This window comes from Blautia sp. HCP3S3_H10_2 (genome assembly GCF_052122375.1).
GTDB lineage: Bacteria > Bacillota > Clostridia > Lachnospirales > Lachnospiraceae > Blautia_A.
In genome coordinates this window covers 36028-50725 of sequence record NZ_JBQKCL010000018.1, presented here as the reverse complement: position 1 = coordinate 50725, position 14698 = coordinate 36028, and the positions used below count along the sequence as shown (strand labels likewise).

Genomic DNA, 14698 nt, shown 5'->3' with positions numbered 1-14698 from the left:
GCCAGTCCCTTTTCTAAATATAATGATATTCTCTCGCTACAGTAAAAACTTTACGCTTATTTGCTTTTACATCCACAGAAGCTTCCAACGCCGTAATACAACAATCCAGCCGAAATTCATCCCACTGTTCAACCTCACGGAACGAGCTTTCGATCATATCCATACCACCCTCGATTTTCTGCTCCTTAGATGTTGTAAGCAAAAAAATCTGCAGATAATCTTCATAAGACAGCCCCTTTGTATCACTCTGTCTGTCCGTATCCAGCTTATCCACCAATGCTGGCATTCCTTGTAAGGATAACTGCCAGTTTGACGCATTCTTAATGGCCGGCACTTTACCACCTGCGAACAATTCCCTCACATCCAGAATGCTTTCTGCAAATGCCCAGCACAACACCAATGCACCTTCGATTACAACCGTCGCCGGTGGAATCAGGAATCCAGCTGCAATAGCAGCTGCCAGAGCCTGAACCTGCGACATCATAAGTGAATCTGACATCAGATAAGCGGCATTGATTCCTTCCCTTACCATTAAAAGTTTTTTTGCGACTGCTTTCAGATTTGCTTCATCACTGTTTTTCTTTTCAATAATGTATTCGATCTGATAACGCAAGCCGCCCTTTCCAGGTTCCATGTAATTACCCAGTTTTTCCATCAGATATTGCTGATACAATACCTGGGAAATTAATGTCCCGTCTTTTTTCACTGTATCTTCCATTGCAAGTCCACTTTCCAGCTTTCGTCCGGAAACCAGCTCCTTTTTCTTTACCTTTTTATTCGAAACGTCTTTTCCAGCCGGAAGTACCAGGTCCAGGATTCCCATCCATCTGATTTTTCTGATTGCCGGAATTGGATTATCCACTTTTGCAGGAAGATTTTTTTCCTCCGTCACAGATGGAAGCATTTTCCCGTCGGTAAAACCATTCTGATTTTGACGATTCTGTTCTTCCTGCTTTTTCTTTTCTTCCAATAAAGCCTGACTTTTCTGACTGGCAGAATCCATTTCACTTTCATAATTTTCAAGAGTTCCTTTATCTTCCAGCGCATTTCCTCTTTTCTCTGCTTCTATTGTCTTTTTCTGCATATTCCGGATCTTGTTTAACAGGAGTTTTGCCCCACGACTCCCCAGAGTTTCTTTCATATATTGAACAGCCTGTTGATAAAAAACCTCGCCATCCAGATCTGTCATTAGCAGATAACCAGATATCCCGCCTTGTTCTACTGATAAGTCCTGACTATTTTGCTTCAGCACAGGCTTCATATAAGATTCCAGATTATCATATACAAAAGCCAGATCCAGTTCCTTTCCCCCGCAGGCTCCATCAACCGCGAACAAATCATAGTCCTTTAAAAAGGACTTATTGTACTGTCCAAACAAAGAATACAGTCCAATATCCATCCCATTCAGTATCTGTGTTCTGGCAGCAGCCATCCTCGCTGACTCGAGTCCTGAGCTCAGCAAGGATAAAATAAGTCCAAGGGTTAATGCCAGGAAAACAGTAATACTTCCTCTTTTCATCATGGAGCACCTCTCCTTTTTTGTGTCACTTCATTATTTTGGAATCAGTTAAATAGAATTACTTTGTTTTGTGATCTTTGACAGAATATTCTTTACAAGACTGGTCAGCTGGTCCTTAAAAATCATGACCAGACCAATAAGAACTACAAGAATCAGAATGATTTCCACAACACCCACCGCATCCTCTTCCTGTAAAAATTCCTTAATAAGACTACGCAGTTCCTTCATTTTCTTCACCTCCCTCTGCCTGATCAATTTCTGATGTTCTCACCGCTTTTACAGTCTAGAGTTCCCATCAGATCGGATTTATCCATAAAAGGACAGACAGGCCGGAAGCATGACAATTGCCATGACCACGCCAAGCATAAGAACCATGGGTACCAACAGTTTTGTAGTTGCCGCTTCTCCAAGAACTTTTGCTTTTCTCTTCCTGTCATCCCAGGCTTCCACAGATTCTTTTTCCAGCATTTCCCCCATATGACGACTGCCCTTTTGGAGATTCTGAATCAGAAGAGTGGCAAATGTTTTATATTTTACATGTCCGCACCGCTCTCCGAAGCGTCGATAAGCTTCCAGTTCCGAAATCCCACTCTCCATTTCATGGCAGGCAGTAACAATTTCTTCATATGCGATTCTTTTTTCCTCTTTCCTTGTATAATCCACAGCCATCTTCCGGAATGCATTCCGCACCGTCATCCCGGCCTGTACAAGTAACGTAAATTTCATGATCACCCCCGGATAATCCATCATCAGCTCTTCATATCTTTGTGCTCTGGCCTTCTGTTCTTCTCTTGCAGTTATAACAATCAGCGCAAAAGCCGTTGCAACAGCCATTGCAGACAGAAGATTTCCCGTACTGTCATAAGGCGTTTTCCATTCTAATGTTCTTCCATCCCAGTTATCCGGAAGATAGTAGTAGTCAGGATTTTCCAATTCACTATTATAATTTTCTACATATTCCAGGAGCTGCTGTTCTTCCCGTTCTTCCTCCGTCAGCACTTCCTGCTGCCCGGCATTTTCCTTCTCCAATTCTTTTTCCGGGATCTGTACATAAACGCTGCCTGTTTCTTCTCCTTCGATAGATACCATAAATTTTTCTTCATATGGATCTTCCTCCTTTTTCAATTCATAACCACCATCCAGGATCTGTCCGCCACCTTTGGTAATTGTGAGAAGTAATCCAATGGTATTTCCAGCCAGTACAACTGCAAGAAACAGTTTTCTTCCTTTCGCTGTACCAATCTGTTCTATATGGATCCATCCCATAACACTTCCGGCAGTCAGAATCAGTAATATAACAAAAATAACAATATGAAGCCACATCCGCTACACCTCGATTTCCACGATTCTTTTCCCCATCCAGTATGCAGTTCCATATACAGTCAGACACACTGTCATCGCGCAGATTCCAAATGGGTTTCCATAAAGAATATCCAGAAAGCCAGGTGAGGCAAGCTGAAGGTAAAGAATAATCCCTGCCGGCATAAGACTCATGATCATCTGTTCTGATTTTTTTGCCGCCAGTGTAGCTTCAATTTCCTTTTTCACATCAATCTTATCTCCCAGCATTCTCGCAACTTTCTGGATTACATTTCCCAGATCTCCCCCACTTCGCTTCGCGGTGTACAGAACAGAGGCAAAATTTTCAATATCTTCTACCTTGCTGCGTTTTCCCAGATCCAGAAATAACTCTTCCACAGGTACACTGACTCTCTGCTGTGTTTCTATATACCGGAATTCCATTACAATATCTTCACCAGGCGCATACAGCTGTTCCAGATCCCGCACACAGGCCGAAACTGCATTTTCCACAGAATATCCAGCCTGAACAGCCACGCTCATGGAATTTAAGGCATCCCGGAACTGATAATTAAGGCGTCTCTTCCGTTCTTTAATCAGCTGTTTCTTTTTCCATTTCAGGTATAAAACGGGTGCTGGCACCATGAGCAGCATGATCCATGGATTTTTATAAAACAGGTAATCCACCGCAGCACATAGTGCCATACATTCTGTGATATATCTCACAGTTTCTTTAATGGAATAATGATATTTTCCATAATCCGGATTTTTCCCATTCATAGCATCACCCCCGCACGTTCCAGCTTTTCCCTATGCATTAATGGTGCAACCTGTATCAGCCCTTTTCCTTCCTGCCATTGATATAAAGGCTGTATCCTGATTTCGCCATCCTCATATCCGCACACCTCTGAAACCTCCAGAAGTTTTCTTGATTTGTCCCGCATACGACCTAAATGAATAAGAATGTCTACACCAGAAGCGATCTGTCTTCTTACGGCTGGCAAAGGCAGATCCAGCTCTGCCATTAAAGTCATAATCTCCAACCGGGCCAGCATATCACGGCAGCTGTTCGCATGTGCTGTTCCAAGGCTGCCCTCATGTCCTGTATTTAGCGCCTGCAGCATATCCATGGCCTCTCCTCCGCGCACCTCTCCCACAATAATGCGGCTTGGCCGCATACGAAGCGCTGTCCGGATAAGATCCCGGATGCTTACAGCAGGCGCCCCATTTGCAGTCGCAGGGCGGGCTTCTAATCGCACCAGATTTGTGATTCCCTGTATTTTTAATTCAGCATTATCTTCAATTGTGATAATCCGCTCATCCTTCGGTATGTATTCTGACAACGCTCCCAGAAAAGTAGTTTTACCACACCCCGTTCCTCCTCCGATTACGATCGAATACCGGGCCTCCACCAGTTTTTCCAGAAACACAGCGCACTCCCGGGTAATGCTTCCCAGTTCGATCAGCTTTTCCATCGTAATCGGTGTGTCTGGGAAACGCCGTATTGTCAATATCGGACCATTGAGTGCAACCGGAGCTACAACCACATTTACCCTCGAACCATTTTCCAGCCTTGCATCCACAATGGGGCTGGATTCATTCACAATACGATTGCATTTTCCTACGATCTGCTGGATCACGTCTTCCAGCTTTTCCTGATCTGTAAAGGACTTCTGCCATCTTGTCAGTTTTCCTTTTCTTTCCACGAAAATCGCATCCGGCCCATTTACCATGATCTCTGTTACCGTTTCATCCTCGATCAGCTCCTGCAAAACATCCAGTTTTCTTACTGAATAGAACAGTTCCTGCCTAAGCTGCACTTTTTCCTTCAGACTCACACCGGATTCCCGCAGCGTATTTACAATCAATTCGTCTATCGTTTCCAGAATTTCCTGATCAGTGAGTTCTCTATAAACGTCCAGTTTTTCTATTAACATTTTTCTAAGTTTCCGAAATATTTCCTGACTCATTCTCTTTCCTTTCTCAGGACTTCTCTCACATAGTCCCCAAGTTCACTCCACAATAGTCCTTCTATGTAATTTTCTGGTGTCACATTCCCGCCGTGAAATGGTGGACGTACTTTTGTGGTTCTGGTAAGAATCTGTGGATAATCCCAGATTCTCACCAGATTTTCAAACTGGGAAATCTTTGATACCGATACCGAATCTGACAACACAGGCATATAGATTTTCTGACACATGTCCAACATTTGAAAAGTTCCATCTACGGCACCTCCCATGTCCAGAATCACTGTTTCATAATTACTATGGAGCAATATTTCCTGCAGCAGCTTTTCCCAGTCTTCCCATACAGTTCCACGTATATCTTCCGGTGTGCGCACTGGTGGAATAAAATCAAGATTATTGATGGTCTGTATCATGCTGTTCATCTTATAAACCAGATTTCCGTTTTCCTGCCGTACATAATAAAGAAGATCACTTAAGTTCTGGGCAAAACCTTTTCCCAACATTTCCTCAAACCCGGAATACTCTTCCAGATTGAGATAAAGCACCGCCCTCTCTCTTGCCAGGATCTGGCCTAAAGTGAGCGCAAAGGAGGTTTTCAGACAACGGCCTAAGGGGGAATATACTGCATATATCTCTGTAGTCTTTTTCAGCACAGGAAACACAACTGGCGCAACAGCTTTCTCTGCCCCGTAACAAGCCATCACTTCTCTTACAACATCAGAAGAAGCCTGATACTTATATACACTTGGGTAGCGGTCCAGTTCCGGAGGGTGCACTCCTTCCGAAAGTATAACAATCTTACCAATTTCCAATTCCTGTACCTGGCGGCACATAGCCTTCTGGGAAATCAGCAGCAACTCAATTCGGTTGACTTTCCCATAAGCAACCAGACTCTCTACATTTGTAAATGCCTGAATTTCAAAAGGTATATTTTTCTTCTGATTCAGATAATCCATAAAATTCAGGGCATAATCCACCTCAAGATCGCAGACTGCGAAAATATTTTTCAATAGACACCTCCCGCATAAAGCAATGCACTAAAAAATATAGGAACTGTAAAATGAAAGTTTTCCAGCGGCATACCGCATTTATAATAAGGTTCTCTTTTTCCTGTTTCGAAATAAGCATGAATATAATGTAAGAAATAAAGGATTCTCTGGCAGATAATGCCGTTTGAAATCATAATGGCAGCTGATATAACAGCTCCGATCAGAAATGAATAGGAAATGCATTTAAGAATTTTCACAGGTCCGATCAGACTTCCTATAACGCTCAAAAGCTTGATATCTCCGGCTCCCAGCATCCTGAATACAAATAGGACGCCCAAAAGCAGCACCGGAAATAACAGACCACATATCCAGGTGATAAAGTTCCCCGCATCCCTTTCCCATAGTTGTGTAAACAGACTGAGCAGAGTACAAAACAACAGCCAGCCATTGTCAACCTTCTCTCTTTGAAGGTCCATCAGAACAGCACATCCAGCCACCACAGCTGGAAATATTCTGTAAAAAAGCATAGACGGATCCCGCCCTTCTTTGATATAATGTTTATTCTTAACAGGAGGATATCTCGGGTATTTCTGAACCAAAAATATGTTCTTTCTCATTCGTAGAATAGGGAATCGTCAATCCGAAAGGATGACTTTCGATACCAGATGACTTCTGGTGAGTCTTATTATAGTTTTTCCTTTTTGATTTGTCCAGTCCTTTTTTTCAAAATTTTATAAAAAAACTATAAACTGTTTTTCCCAAAATAACGGAGATAAAATCATGACAATATTAACATGTCTTGGTGACAGTATTACAGATTGTGATCATTGTTTTTCCAAAGATCTGCTTGGCAATGGATATGTAAAAATGCTTTCGGAACGTTTTCAGGAAATGGGCATAAACTGTCAGGTGCATAATTACGGTACAGACGGTTTCACTGTAAACAGATTGCTTCAAAGAATTCAAAGTTGTTCCGGCTTCGCAAGCAATATCATAACAATTTTGATAGGAATCAATGATATCGGAATGATGATGAATACAGGAAGAACATTGGAACAACAGAAAGATATGCTTGTTTCTTTTCAGAAGCACTATGCAGAGCTTTTAACAATATTAACAAAAGTCACTTCGCAGATTATTTTAATGGAGCCATTTCTGTTTCCCTGGCCTGCTTTTTATAAGACCTGGCTTCCATTCCGTCTGGAAATGTCCGAAATAATAAAAAAGCTAGGGGAACAGTTTCAACTGCCTTACCTTCCTTTACACCAGGAATTGAATGAAGAGGCACGCCGTTATGGATATTCTGCCATCACAACCGACGGTATCCACCTTACAGAACAGGGGCAGAAATATCTTGCAGACCATCTTTACCAGGCATTATGTGACAACCTAAAGTGAAGATGTTGCATTCGCCCATACAGTTATTGTATAATTAACATAAATTTCTAAACAAAAGAAGGTTTTTTCAATGGATAAAATTATCAAAGAAATTGAAGATATGTCGTTAAATGCCTGGCCTTCCCATAAAATGGAGCTTTACGACGGATGGATCCTGCGTTTTTCCTATTTTTATACCCACAGAACCAATAGTGTAGAACAATTCGGAACTTCTACCCTTTCCTGGAGAGAAAAAGTTTCTTTCTGTGAGGCAGAATATGCCCGCCTTGGAAGCCCTGCTATTTTTAAGATCAGTCCTCTGGTCTCCACGGATTTTGATTATCTTCTGGAAAACCGCGGTTACGAGATTCAGCATACCACCAATGTTATGGCAGCTTCTCTTGATGGTACTGACCTTTCTGCTTCCTGTGACCTGGTAACCCTTACAGATGACATTCCTGATATCTGGATTGAAAGTCTTTTTGATCTGAAGGGAACTGTCAATCCTGTACACCGGGCAGTTGTTCCATCTATGTATCATGCCATCGTAAAGGATACTATATGTGCCTCCATCTGGAGTAATGGAAAAATCATTGCCACTGGTCTTGGAATCTTAGACCGGAATTATATCGGTCTTTATGCGATTCATGTACGGGAAGATTTCAGGCACAAGGGATATGCCCGTCAGATCTGTACCGCACTTTTAAAAGAAGGGAAAAAGAAAGGCGCAACCAAAGCGTACCTTCAGGTTGTAGAGGGAAATACACCAGCACGTACCCTTTATGAATCACTGGGACTGCATTATCTTTACACCTATTGGTTCCGGGTACAGACCCATATTGATTGAAAAACTTCGAAACAGTAAGAAAGGATCCACACGGTAAAGCTTTTCATGTAAAATTTTCCGCAAAGTGGATCGTACAGATTTCAGGATGTAAAAAGACTGTGAGCATGTTTTACAAACATATCCACTCACAGTCTCTTTCTTTTGGGGAATCGTATCTTATAGAACATTCAACTAGTTAATCCGCTCTATATTACGTCTCATTATTCAATTTTTAAGCAAGAAGTTTTATACTGTTTTTTTCTCAAGCTTTGCTGGCCTTACATTGCCAACAACCATGCTGGTAAGCGGGCTGAAATAGAGAAGGCTTGTGAGCACACAGTAGATCGGTGTCATAATTGCAAACTGGACAATGCGTCCCGGCATAATTCCATAGAAGCTTGCGCCGATCATTACCAGCCCTGCGGTAGTAAATCCAAGAGTTCCCACAACACCAGAAATTACAATTGCAGCACACATAATAGCTGTTTTTACTTTTCTGCTCTTCTGAGCCATCAGATTTCCTGCCAGTCCTGCAACCACGCCCCAGGTTATTGCTGATAAAGTAATCAGTGGATTAACTCCATAGCCTTTCATAAAACATCCAACAATGTCGGCAACCGCACCTTCCACACCGCCAGCTACAGGACCCATCCACAGACCAGCCAGTATGGTAGCAATGGTTCCAAATGTGATGCGGTATACACCAAGATCGATTACCAGAACACGTGTCAAAACAAGCTGGATTGCAACCAGCAGTGCCAGAAATACAAGAGTCTTAACGCTCCATGTCTGTTTGTTTTTTTGCATAAAAAAACACCTCCATAATGATTAGAATAACAGAGTAGTTACCATAAATAATAATCCCTCCACATTATGAGATGTTCTCATATGTAGCAACGGGTGCGGAAAATATATCGTAAGCAGCCCTGCTGCTTTTCGTTTCACGGCGACTCCCCAGCCTATGAACACTTGACGCATAAATTCCTACTTCGCTATTATTTATTTAAAATGATTATAGCACAAAATATGGAAATTTCAATATGTATTTGTTATAATATTCACATAATTTTTTGTAGCAATATGGCCAATCTATAATTGAGTCAGATTGTGTATACTCTTAAATTTTTGGCATACTCTAAAACTATCCCCTGGTTCAAACAGACTCCAGTATATCAGGATACCGTTTCATATTTTCGCAATCGTAAAATATAGAAAAAGGAGTAGTTCTATGAGTATCAAAAAAGCAAGACCAGTTTTTCAGCAAAAACAATTAGTACTTGAAAATCCTTATAACATTTTTTATGATAATTACATGAACACAAATGCCACTACAGAATGTACAGGGCTAGGTTATCGCATGCCGTATGATCAGGTAGAATGGGATGCATACCGGCAGATTTTTGATTTTCTTCCTGTACCATTTCTGGATTCGGAGGATATAAAACAAGAATGAAGAAATTAACACAGCTATTTATTGGTTCCTGTGTACTTCTTTCTCTATCTGGCTGTACTGCCAGCGATCTGATCACAGATTATATCAGTAATTCACAGTCAGCTACAGATACTTCACAGGAAGCGGCACAGGAATCATCCCAGACACCCAAGCAACGTGTTTATATGGATGAGATCAAAGGCACCCTCCAGGATTTTACGGGAACCACGCTCACCGTAACAAGCCAGGAACAGACTTATATTTTTGATCTTTCAGACGCCACGCTGGAATGTGAAGACGGTATGATCACAGGAGATGAAATCAGCGTTATATACGAAGGACAGCTTTCCAATGATGACACCAGCACTGTAAAAGCGCTAAAAGTGGTAGACGACTTCCATAAGAAAAATCAACTGGAAGTCCGTAAGGCATATGGAGAAGTCCAGAGTCTGACCCCTAATACAATAACCATAAAGAATAAAAAGGGAAAAACGGCCACCTATCCAATAACTGGAACAGAACAGTATTATCAGAATGGTATTCGCACTGGAGTATGGGTCTATATTTATTTCAAGGGCAAATTTGCATCATCCGAAGACGGACAGGGTTCTTCTCTTAATGCCAGTCATCTGAAAGTACTTAGCATTTCAGATATTGATCCCCTTACTCTTCCTGAGCCAACCCCCACCCCTGATCCCACACAGGAATCTGCGGATGGCTCTGAAAAAGAACAACAATTGCATGCAGCCATTCAGAATATTTCCACAAATACCCTGACGGTTCTGCCATCAGGAGCCAATGCTTCAGAAGGCTCACTGAATGTAGATCTTTCCCAGATTCCGGTCTATTTCAAAGGCGGAACCGCTCCTGGTTCCTACGTAACCATAAATTATAAGGGGCAATACCAGGGAAATTCACTGAATGGAATTACCGTTACCTCTGTTACAGGAGATGATCCTGCTTCCCTTAGCTCCCGTAATCTATCCTATACCGTCAGCGGCACAATTGTAGGACACACAGCCAATACCGTCTCTCTACAGACTGGGGATGGCGCGGTCATAACCTGTTTCACAGAGGGAGCAAGGGATACCTCAACCAGTAACATGGAGCCTGGTGCCAGCATCCGGATTACTTTTGATCCTACCAAATCCAAAGAATCTAATATCTATACTTCTATTAAGATTCAGGACGCCTGAAGGTGGCCTGAATCTTTTTTTCTCCATCTTCCAGCCAGGAATCAACTTCTTCTCCAAGAATATCCCTAAATGCCTGATATTCCTCTGCTAATCCTTTTCCATGAAAAACCCTATATGCACCGGCATCACTGCCCAGTGCCATTTTTACCTTATATCTGTATGCAAGCCGAACATTCTTCGCAGCCTGCTCCACAATCGGATCCAGCACGGATTCTTCATACCGTCCACATCCTTGTAGATTTCTAACGGTCACAAGAGTCGGTACCCATACAGTATCACTGTCAGCCAGCATCCGGATGGTCTCCTCATCTATAAAATTGCCATGTTCCACCGAATCAACACCAGCTTCCACTGCGGCCTGTACTCCATAGACACCATTTGTATGGCTCATAACTGCCATACCTTCTTCATGGGCAATATGTACCATTTCACGGACTTCGTTCCGTTCCAGAGGCGTCCCGGTAATTTGCCCATGATCATTAAAATCCAGCAGACCAGTAGTCATGATTTTAATAAAATCAGCTCCCTGGCTTTTTGCTTCTTTCACCAGGGTATCATATTCTTTCATATCCTCGAAGCCTTTTCCCACAATAGATCCGTAATGACCATTTTTATGAATGGCAAAAACAGGCGTACGATAATCAATTCCGTATTCCAAAGCCAATTCCTTGGCCCTTGCTGACACGCCAAGCGCGTCTCCACCATCTCTTACAAAGGTAATCCCAAATTTCTGATAAGCCTTCAAGTGTCTCCGTATCGCATCATCATTGATATGCTCTTTATGGATTGAAATAGCTTCTTTATAATTCAATCCATCCATAATCACATGTGCATGGCATTCCCCGAACATTTTTCTCATTCCAACTGGCTATCCTAGAGTGTGTTTGAAAAAAGCTTTCTGCAAGATTTTTCAAACACACTCTAGGGCTTCCCCCATTCAGCAAGCAACTCGAATAACCAGTCTTTTCCTTTCTTCAGATAATAGTAAGCTTTTTTATACGCTCAAATCTGCTATTCCTCATCTGCTATTTCTCGAAAAATGATCGAATTTCCTTCTCAGATGCCTGCACAGACCCCTGTACAAAAAATGGTTTTCCACCACCACGTCCATTAAGTGCTGTGTTCATCTCTTTGGTAAACTGCCGCAGATCACCGTCTTTTTCTCCCATTGCATATTTATAGCTTCCATCTACATTTCTGGAAAATACGGCACAGCGCCCTTTGCAGACCTGTAAAATCGCATCTGTAAGCTTCTGCACACTTCCGGCTTCCATTCCTTCCTGGAACAAAAGAACGTTTTCTTTATCTTTCCATTTCGCAGCTTCTCCAGCGATAAAATCTTCTTCTAATGCATGTACTCTTCCCTTTAGCGCAAAATTTTCATCCTGAAGTCTGGCGACTGCCATAGCTGTTTTATCGGCTTTCGCAGATAATTTCACGGAAATCTGGCGATTCTGTTCATTCACCATATTCAGATAATCCAGAACTCTTTTTCCAGAGAGCATTTCCATACGGACACCCTCACGGAATTTCACAACAGAGAGTAATTTCACCATTCCAATTTCTCCTGTACGTGTCACATGAGTCCCACAACAAGCGCAGGTATCAGCCCCTGGAAAACGGACAATACGAACCCATCCGGAAAGCTCTTTCTTGCTTCTGTAATCCAGCACTTTCAGTTCTTCCTCAGTAGGATAAAAAATCTCAACTTTCTGATTCTTCCAGATAATCTGATTGGCTTTTGCTTCAATTTCTGCCATCTGGTCTTCGTTTAACATACCGCTAAAATCGATGGTAATCACATCACTTCCCATGTGAAACCCAACATTGTCGTACCCGAAGGCCTCATGAACCAGTCCACTTACAATATGTTCTCCTGAATGCTGCTGCATAAGATCAAATCGTCTGTCCCAGTTAATCTTCCCCTTAACTTCCGTGCCAGTTTCCAGCGGACCATCTGTATAATGAATCAATTCTCCATCTTTCTCGTGAACCTCTTTTACGCTCACACCGCCCAATGTACCGGTATCACTTGGCTGTCCACCGCCCTCTGGATAAAATGCCGTCTGGTCAAGAATTATCTCGTATCCCTTTTTCCCTTCCCTGCATTCTTGTACCCTGGCTGTAAATTCTTTTTTATAAACATCTTCATAGTATAATTTCTTTGTCTCGTACATATGTGCTCCTTTTTCACCTTTATCATTTTCTATATTGCCCAGATTATTTTCCAAACTGATTATAGTCCATTTATACTGTTCCTGCAATTTCTATCCTTAATTCAAAAATAAATTCCATAACCTTTCAAATTTTGAAGTCTTTTGTCTTACAGCTGCGTTATAATAATAGGACATATAGAAAGGGGGCTGATAGCATTTCACAGGAACAATATCTGGAATATCTGATTGAGCAATACCAGAATCTCATATATTCCATTTGTCTGAAATCAGTAGGCAACCCTTTCGACGCAGAAGATCTCACTCAGGAAGTATTTCTGTCAGCCTACAAAAATCTGTCCAGCTTCGATGGACTTTACGAAAAAGCCTGGCTTAGTAAAATTGCAGTACATAAATGCCTTGATTTTCTGAAAGCTGCCGGACGCCGTTCTATTCCTACAGAAGATATCTATTTCTCACAGATTCCTGACAAACAGCAGCAAACCTCGCCAGAAGAACTATGCCTGCAGTCAGATTCTGAACGACAGGTATTTCGAATATGCAGCAGTCTGAAAAGTCCTTACCGGGAAATTGCAATTGCTCATTTCTGTAAACAAATGTCCGTAACCGAAATATCGCAAAAAGAAGGCAAAAACCCCAAAACCATCCAGACTCAGCTATACCGGGCAAAAAACATGTTAAAAAAACTATTAGCAGAAAGGAGCGATTAAATGCATATCAATAATAATGACCTGGATAATTTCCAAAATAATAAAATGAATACAGATGAAATGATTGCTTTTCTGGAACATCTGGATGATTGTGATTATTGTCTGGAACAGTTTATGGATGACCCGGCCAATGCGCTAACGCCCGCTCCTGTCTATATGAAAGAAACCATTTTAAAACGGGCTGCTGCCACAGATATCCATGTACAGAAAACAGCCACCACTGCCACTCATAAAATCCAGCTTTTCTATGAGGGACTTCGCACAGTCGTAGGCGTCGTACTGGCGCTGATCATGCTTTTTTGTCTGGGACAGGCAAATTTATTTTCAATCCAGGTTCCACAATCTGCAACCAAAACAGCAAAAGCAGCTGAAGCACGCCGGGAAACCCAGTCTTCTTTCCGCAGCTTCTCTGACGGAATTACAGATGGTTTCACAGATAGCATCACGGATGGATCGCAAAAAATAGTTGACTACATTAATTCTATTTCAAAAACAATAACCAAGGGAGGTAACTAGTATGCAAAAACAAAAAAAGGGATTTCTGCTCTTTATCTGTTCCCTGATCCCAGGAGCAGGTGAAATGTATATGGGATTTTTTAAACAAGGGATCAGTATTATGACTCTGTTCTGGGCGATCATTGCAATTGCAGGAGGTCTTAATATTTCTTCGCTGGTCATTTTTCTTCCCGTGATATGGTTCTACAGTTTCTTTCATGTTCATAATCTGAAAAGTCTGCCAGAAGAAGAATTCTACTCTATCGAGGATAATTATATCTTACATTTAGACCGCGTACTTCAAAGTATGGACAAAGTTACTCCAAAATATATCCGCATTGTTGCAATTTTCGTAATTATTTTTGGAGTTGCGATTCTTTGGAATGGTTGTCGTGATCTCCTTTACTGGATTCTTCCTGGCTATCTGGGTGAATTAATCGAGAATATTATGTATCAGATTCCATCCATTCTCATTGGAGTTCTGTTCATTATCGCCGGTTATCAGCTTCTCACTAAGAGACCAGGTTCTACTTCACAGCCAGATGAAACCCCGAACGATTTCAGACAATGGCATAACTGGAACCCTGCCAATGCAGATGCGGCAGCTGATAAAGCAACTCCTCATACAATAGGCTCTGTTTCCCCAAAAGCTGAAAACATCTCTGACGATTCTTCTAACAATATGGAACAGAATAAACAGGTTTGATTCCCCAA

17 protein-coding genes and 1 riboswitch are annotated in these 14698 nt (G+C 41.8%); of the genes, 7 read left to right on the top strand and 10 right to left on the bottom strand.

What is annotated here, in order from left to right:
• Positions 1–13: 13 nt before the first annotated feature.
• The 7 genes from ACTQWB_RS16550 to ACTQWB_RS16520 all read right to left on the bottom strand — a co-directional run bounded on the left by ACTQWB_RS16550 (position 14) and on the right by ACTQWB_RS16520 (position 6301).
• Positions 14–1522 (bottom strand): DUF5702 domain-containing protein, encoded by a 1509-nt coding sequence (locus ACTQWB_RS16550; protein ID WP_441502535.1) that lies wholly within the window; start codon positions 1520–1522, stop codon positions 14–16.
• A 45-nt stretch (positions 1523–1567) separates the two neighbouring features.
• Positions 1568–1747, bottom strand: a complete 180-nt coding sequence (locus ACTQWB_RS16545) for a Flp1 family type IVb pilin (RefSeq protein ID WP_441502534.1) — start codon at positions 1745–1747, stop codon at positions 1568–1570.
• Positions 1748–1825: 78 nt separating this feature from the next.
• Positions 1826–2842, bottom strand: a complete 1017-nt coding sequence (locus tag ACTQWB_RS16540) for a type II secretion system F family protein (RefSeq protein ID WP_441502533.1) — start codon at positions 2840–2842, stop codon at positions 1826–1828.
• Positions 2843–2845: 3 nt separating this feature from the next.
• Positions 2846–3598 (bottom strand): type II secretion system F family protein, encoded by a 753-nt coding sequence (locus ACTQWB_RS16535; RefSeq protein ID WP_441502532.1) that lies wholly within the window; start codon positions 3596–3598, stop codon positions 2846–2848.
• A complete protein-coding gene (locus ACTQWB_RS16530) occupies positions 3595–4788 on the bottom strand; it encodes a CpaF family protein (protein WP_441502531.1) in 1194 nt (397 codons plus the stop codon). Before ACTQWB_RS16530 ends, ACTQWB_RS16535 begins: the two co-directional genes overlap by 4 nt.
• Positions 4785–5795 carry a hypothetical protein gene (locus tag ACTQWB_RS16525; RefSeq protein WP_441502530.1) on the bottom strand — a complete coding sequence of 337 codons (1011 nt, stop codon included), beginning with the start codon at positions 5793–5795 and terminating at the stop codon, positions 4785–4787. Before ACTQWB_RS16525 ends, ACTQWB_RS16530 begins: the two co-directional genes overlap by 4 nt.
• Complete coding sequence (locus ACTQWB_RS16520) at positions 5792–6301, bottom strand: prepilin peptidase (RefSeq protein ID WP_441502529.1); 510 nt, start codon at positions 6299–6301, stop codon at positions 5792–5794. Before ACTQWB_RS16520 ends, ACTQWB_RS16525 begins: the two co-directional genes overlap by 4 nt.
• Positions 6302–6554: 253 nt before the next feature.
• Between ACTQWB_RS16520 and ACTQWB_RS16515 the strand changes: the two genes are divergently transcribed.
• Both ACTQWB_RS16515 and ACTQWB_RS16510 read left to right on the top strand, forming a co-directional pair.
• A complete protein-coding gene (locus ACTQWB_RS16515) occupies positions 6555–7172 on the top strand; it encodes an SGNH/GDSL hydrolase family protein (protein ID WP_441502528.1) in 618 nt (205 codons plus the stop codon).
• Positions 7173–7242: 70 nt separating this feature from the next.
• Complete coding sequence (locus ACTQWB_RS16510) at positions 7243–7998, top strand: GNAT family N-acetyltransferase (RefSeq protein WP_441502527.1); 756 nt, start codon at positions 7243–7245, stop codon at positions 7996–7998.
• A 225-nt stretch (positions 7999–8223) separates the two neighbouring features.
• On the opposite strand, the gene ACTQWB_RS16505 is transcribed toward ACTQWB_RS16510, so the two are convergent.
• Complete coding sequence (locus ACTQWB_RS16505) at positions 8224–8784, bottom strand: folate family ECF transporter S component (protein ID WP_441502526.1); 561 nt, start codon at positions 8782–8784, stop codon at positions 8224–8226.
• A gap of 85 nt (positions 8785–8869) precedes the next feature.
• A riboswitch (THF riboswitch) is annotated at positions 8870–8971 on the bottom strand.
• 234 nt (positions 8972–9205) lie between these two features.
• On the opposite strand from ACTQWB_RS16505, the gene ACTQWB_RS16500 reads away from it, so the two are divergent.
• Together ACTQWB_RS16500 and ACTQWB_RS16495 are read left to right on the top strand one after the other, a co-directional pair.
• Positions 9206–9430 carry a hypothetical protein gene (locus ACTQWB_RS16500; protein ID WP_441502525.1) on the top strand — a complete coding sequence of 75 codons (225 nt, stop codon included), beginning with the start codon at positions 9206–9208 and terminating at the stop codon, positions 9428–9430.
• Positions 9427–10605, top strand: a complete 1179-nt coding sequence (locus ACTQWB_RS16495) for a hypothetical protein (RefSeq protein WP_441502524.1) — start codon at positions 9427–9429, stop codon at positions 10603–10605. The genes ACTQWB_RS16500 and ACTQWB_RS16495 overlap by 4 nt, the downstream gene beginning before the upstream one ends.
• Here ACTQWB_RS16495 and ACTQWB_RS16490 read toward each other — a convergent pair.
• Positions 10586–11464 (bottom strand): amidohydrolase family protein, encoded by an 879-nt coding sequence (locus ACTQWB_RS16490; RefSeq protein WP_441502523.1) that lies wholly within the window; start codon positions 11462–11464, stop codon positions 10586–10588. The genes ACTQWB_RS16495 and ACTQWB_RS16490 overlap by 20 nt on opposite strands.
• A gap of 166 nt (positions 11465–11630) precedes the next feature.
• A complete protein-coding gene (locus tag ACTQWB_RS16485; protein WP_441502522.1) occupies positions 11631–12782 on the bottom strand; it encodes an alanyl-tRNA editing protein in 1152 nt (383 codons plus the stop codon).
• Between the two features lie 131 nt (positions 12783–12913).
• Between ACTQWB_RS16485 and ACTQWB_RS16480 the strand changes: the two genes are divergently transcribed.
• The 3 genes from ACTQWB_RS16480 to ACTQWB_RS16470 are packed head-to-tail and all read left to right on the top strand — an operon-like array spanning position 12914 to position 14690.
• On the top strand, positions 12914–13489 hold the full coding sequence (locus ACTQWB_RS16480) for an RNA polymerase sigma factor (protein WP_441502521.1): 576 nt from the start codon (positions 12914–12916) through the stop codon (positions 13487–13489).
• Positions 13490–14005, top strand: a complete 516-nt coding sequence (locus ACTQWB_RS16475; RefSeq protein ID WP_441502520.1) for a hypothetical protein — start codon at positions 13490–13492, stop codon at positions 14003–14005.
• A gap of 1 nt (position 14006) precedes the next feature.
• Positions 14007–14690, top strand: a complete 684-nt coding sequence (locus tag ACTQWB_RS16470; RefSeq protein WP_441502519.1) for a hypothetical protein — start codon at positions 14007–14009, stop codon at positions 14688–14690.
• Positions 14691–14698: the final 8 nt, after the last annotated feature.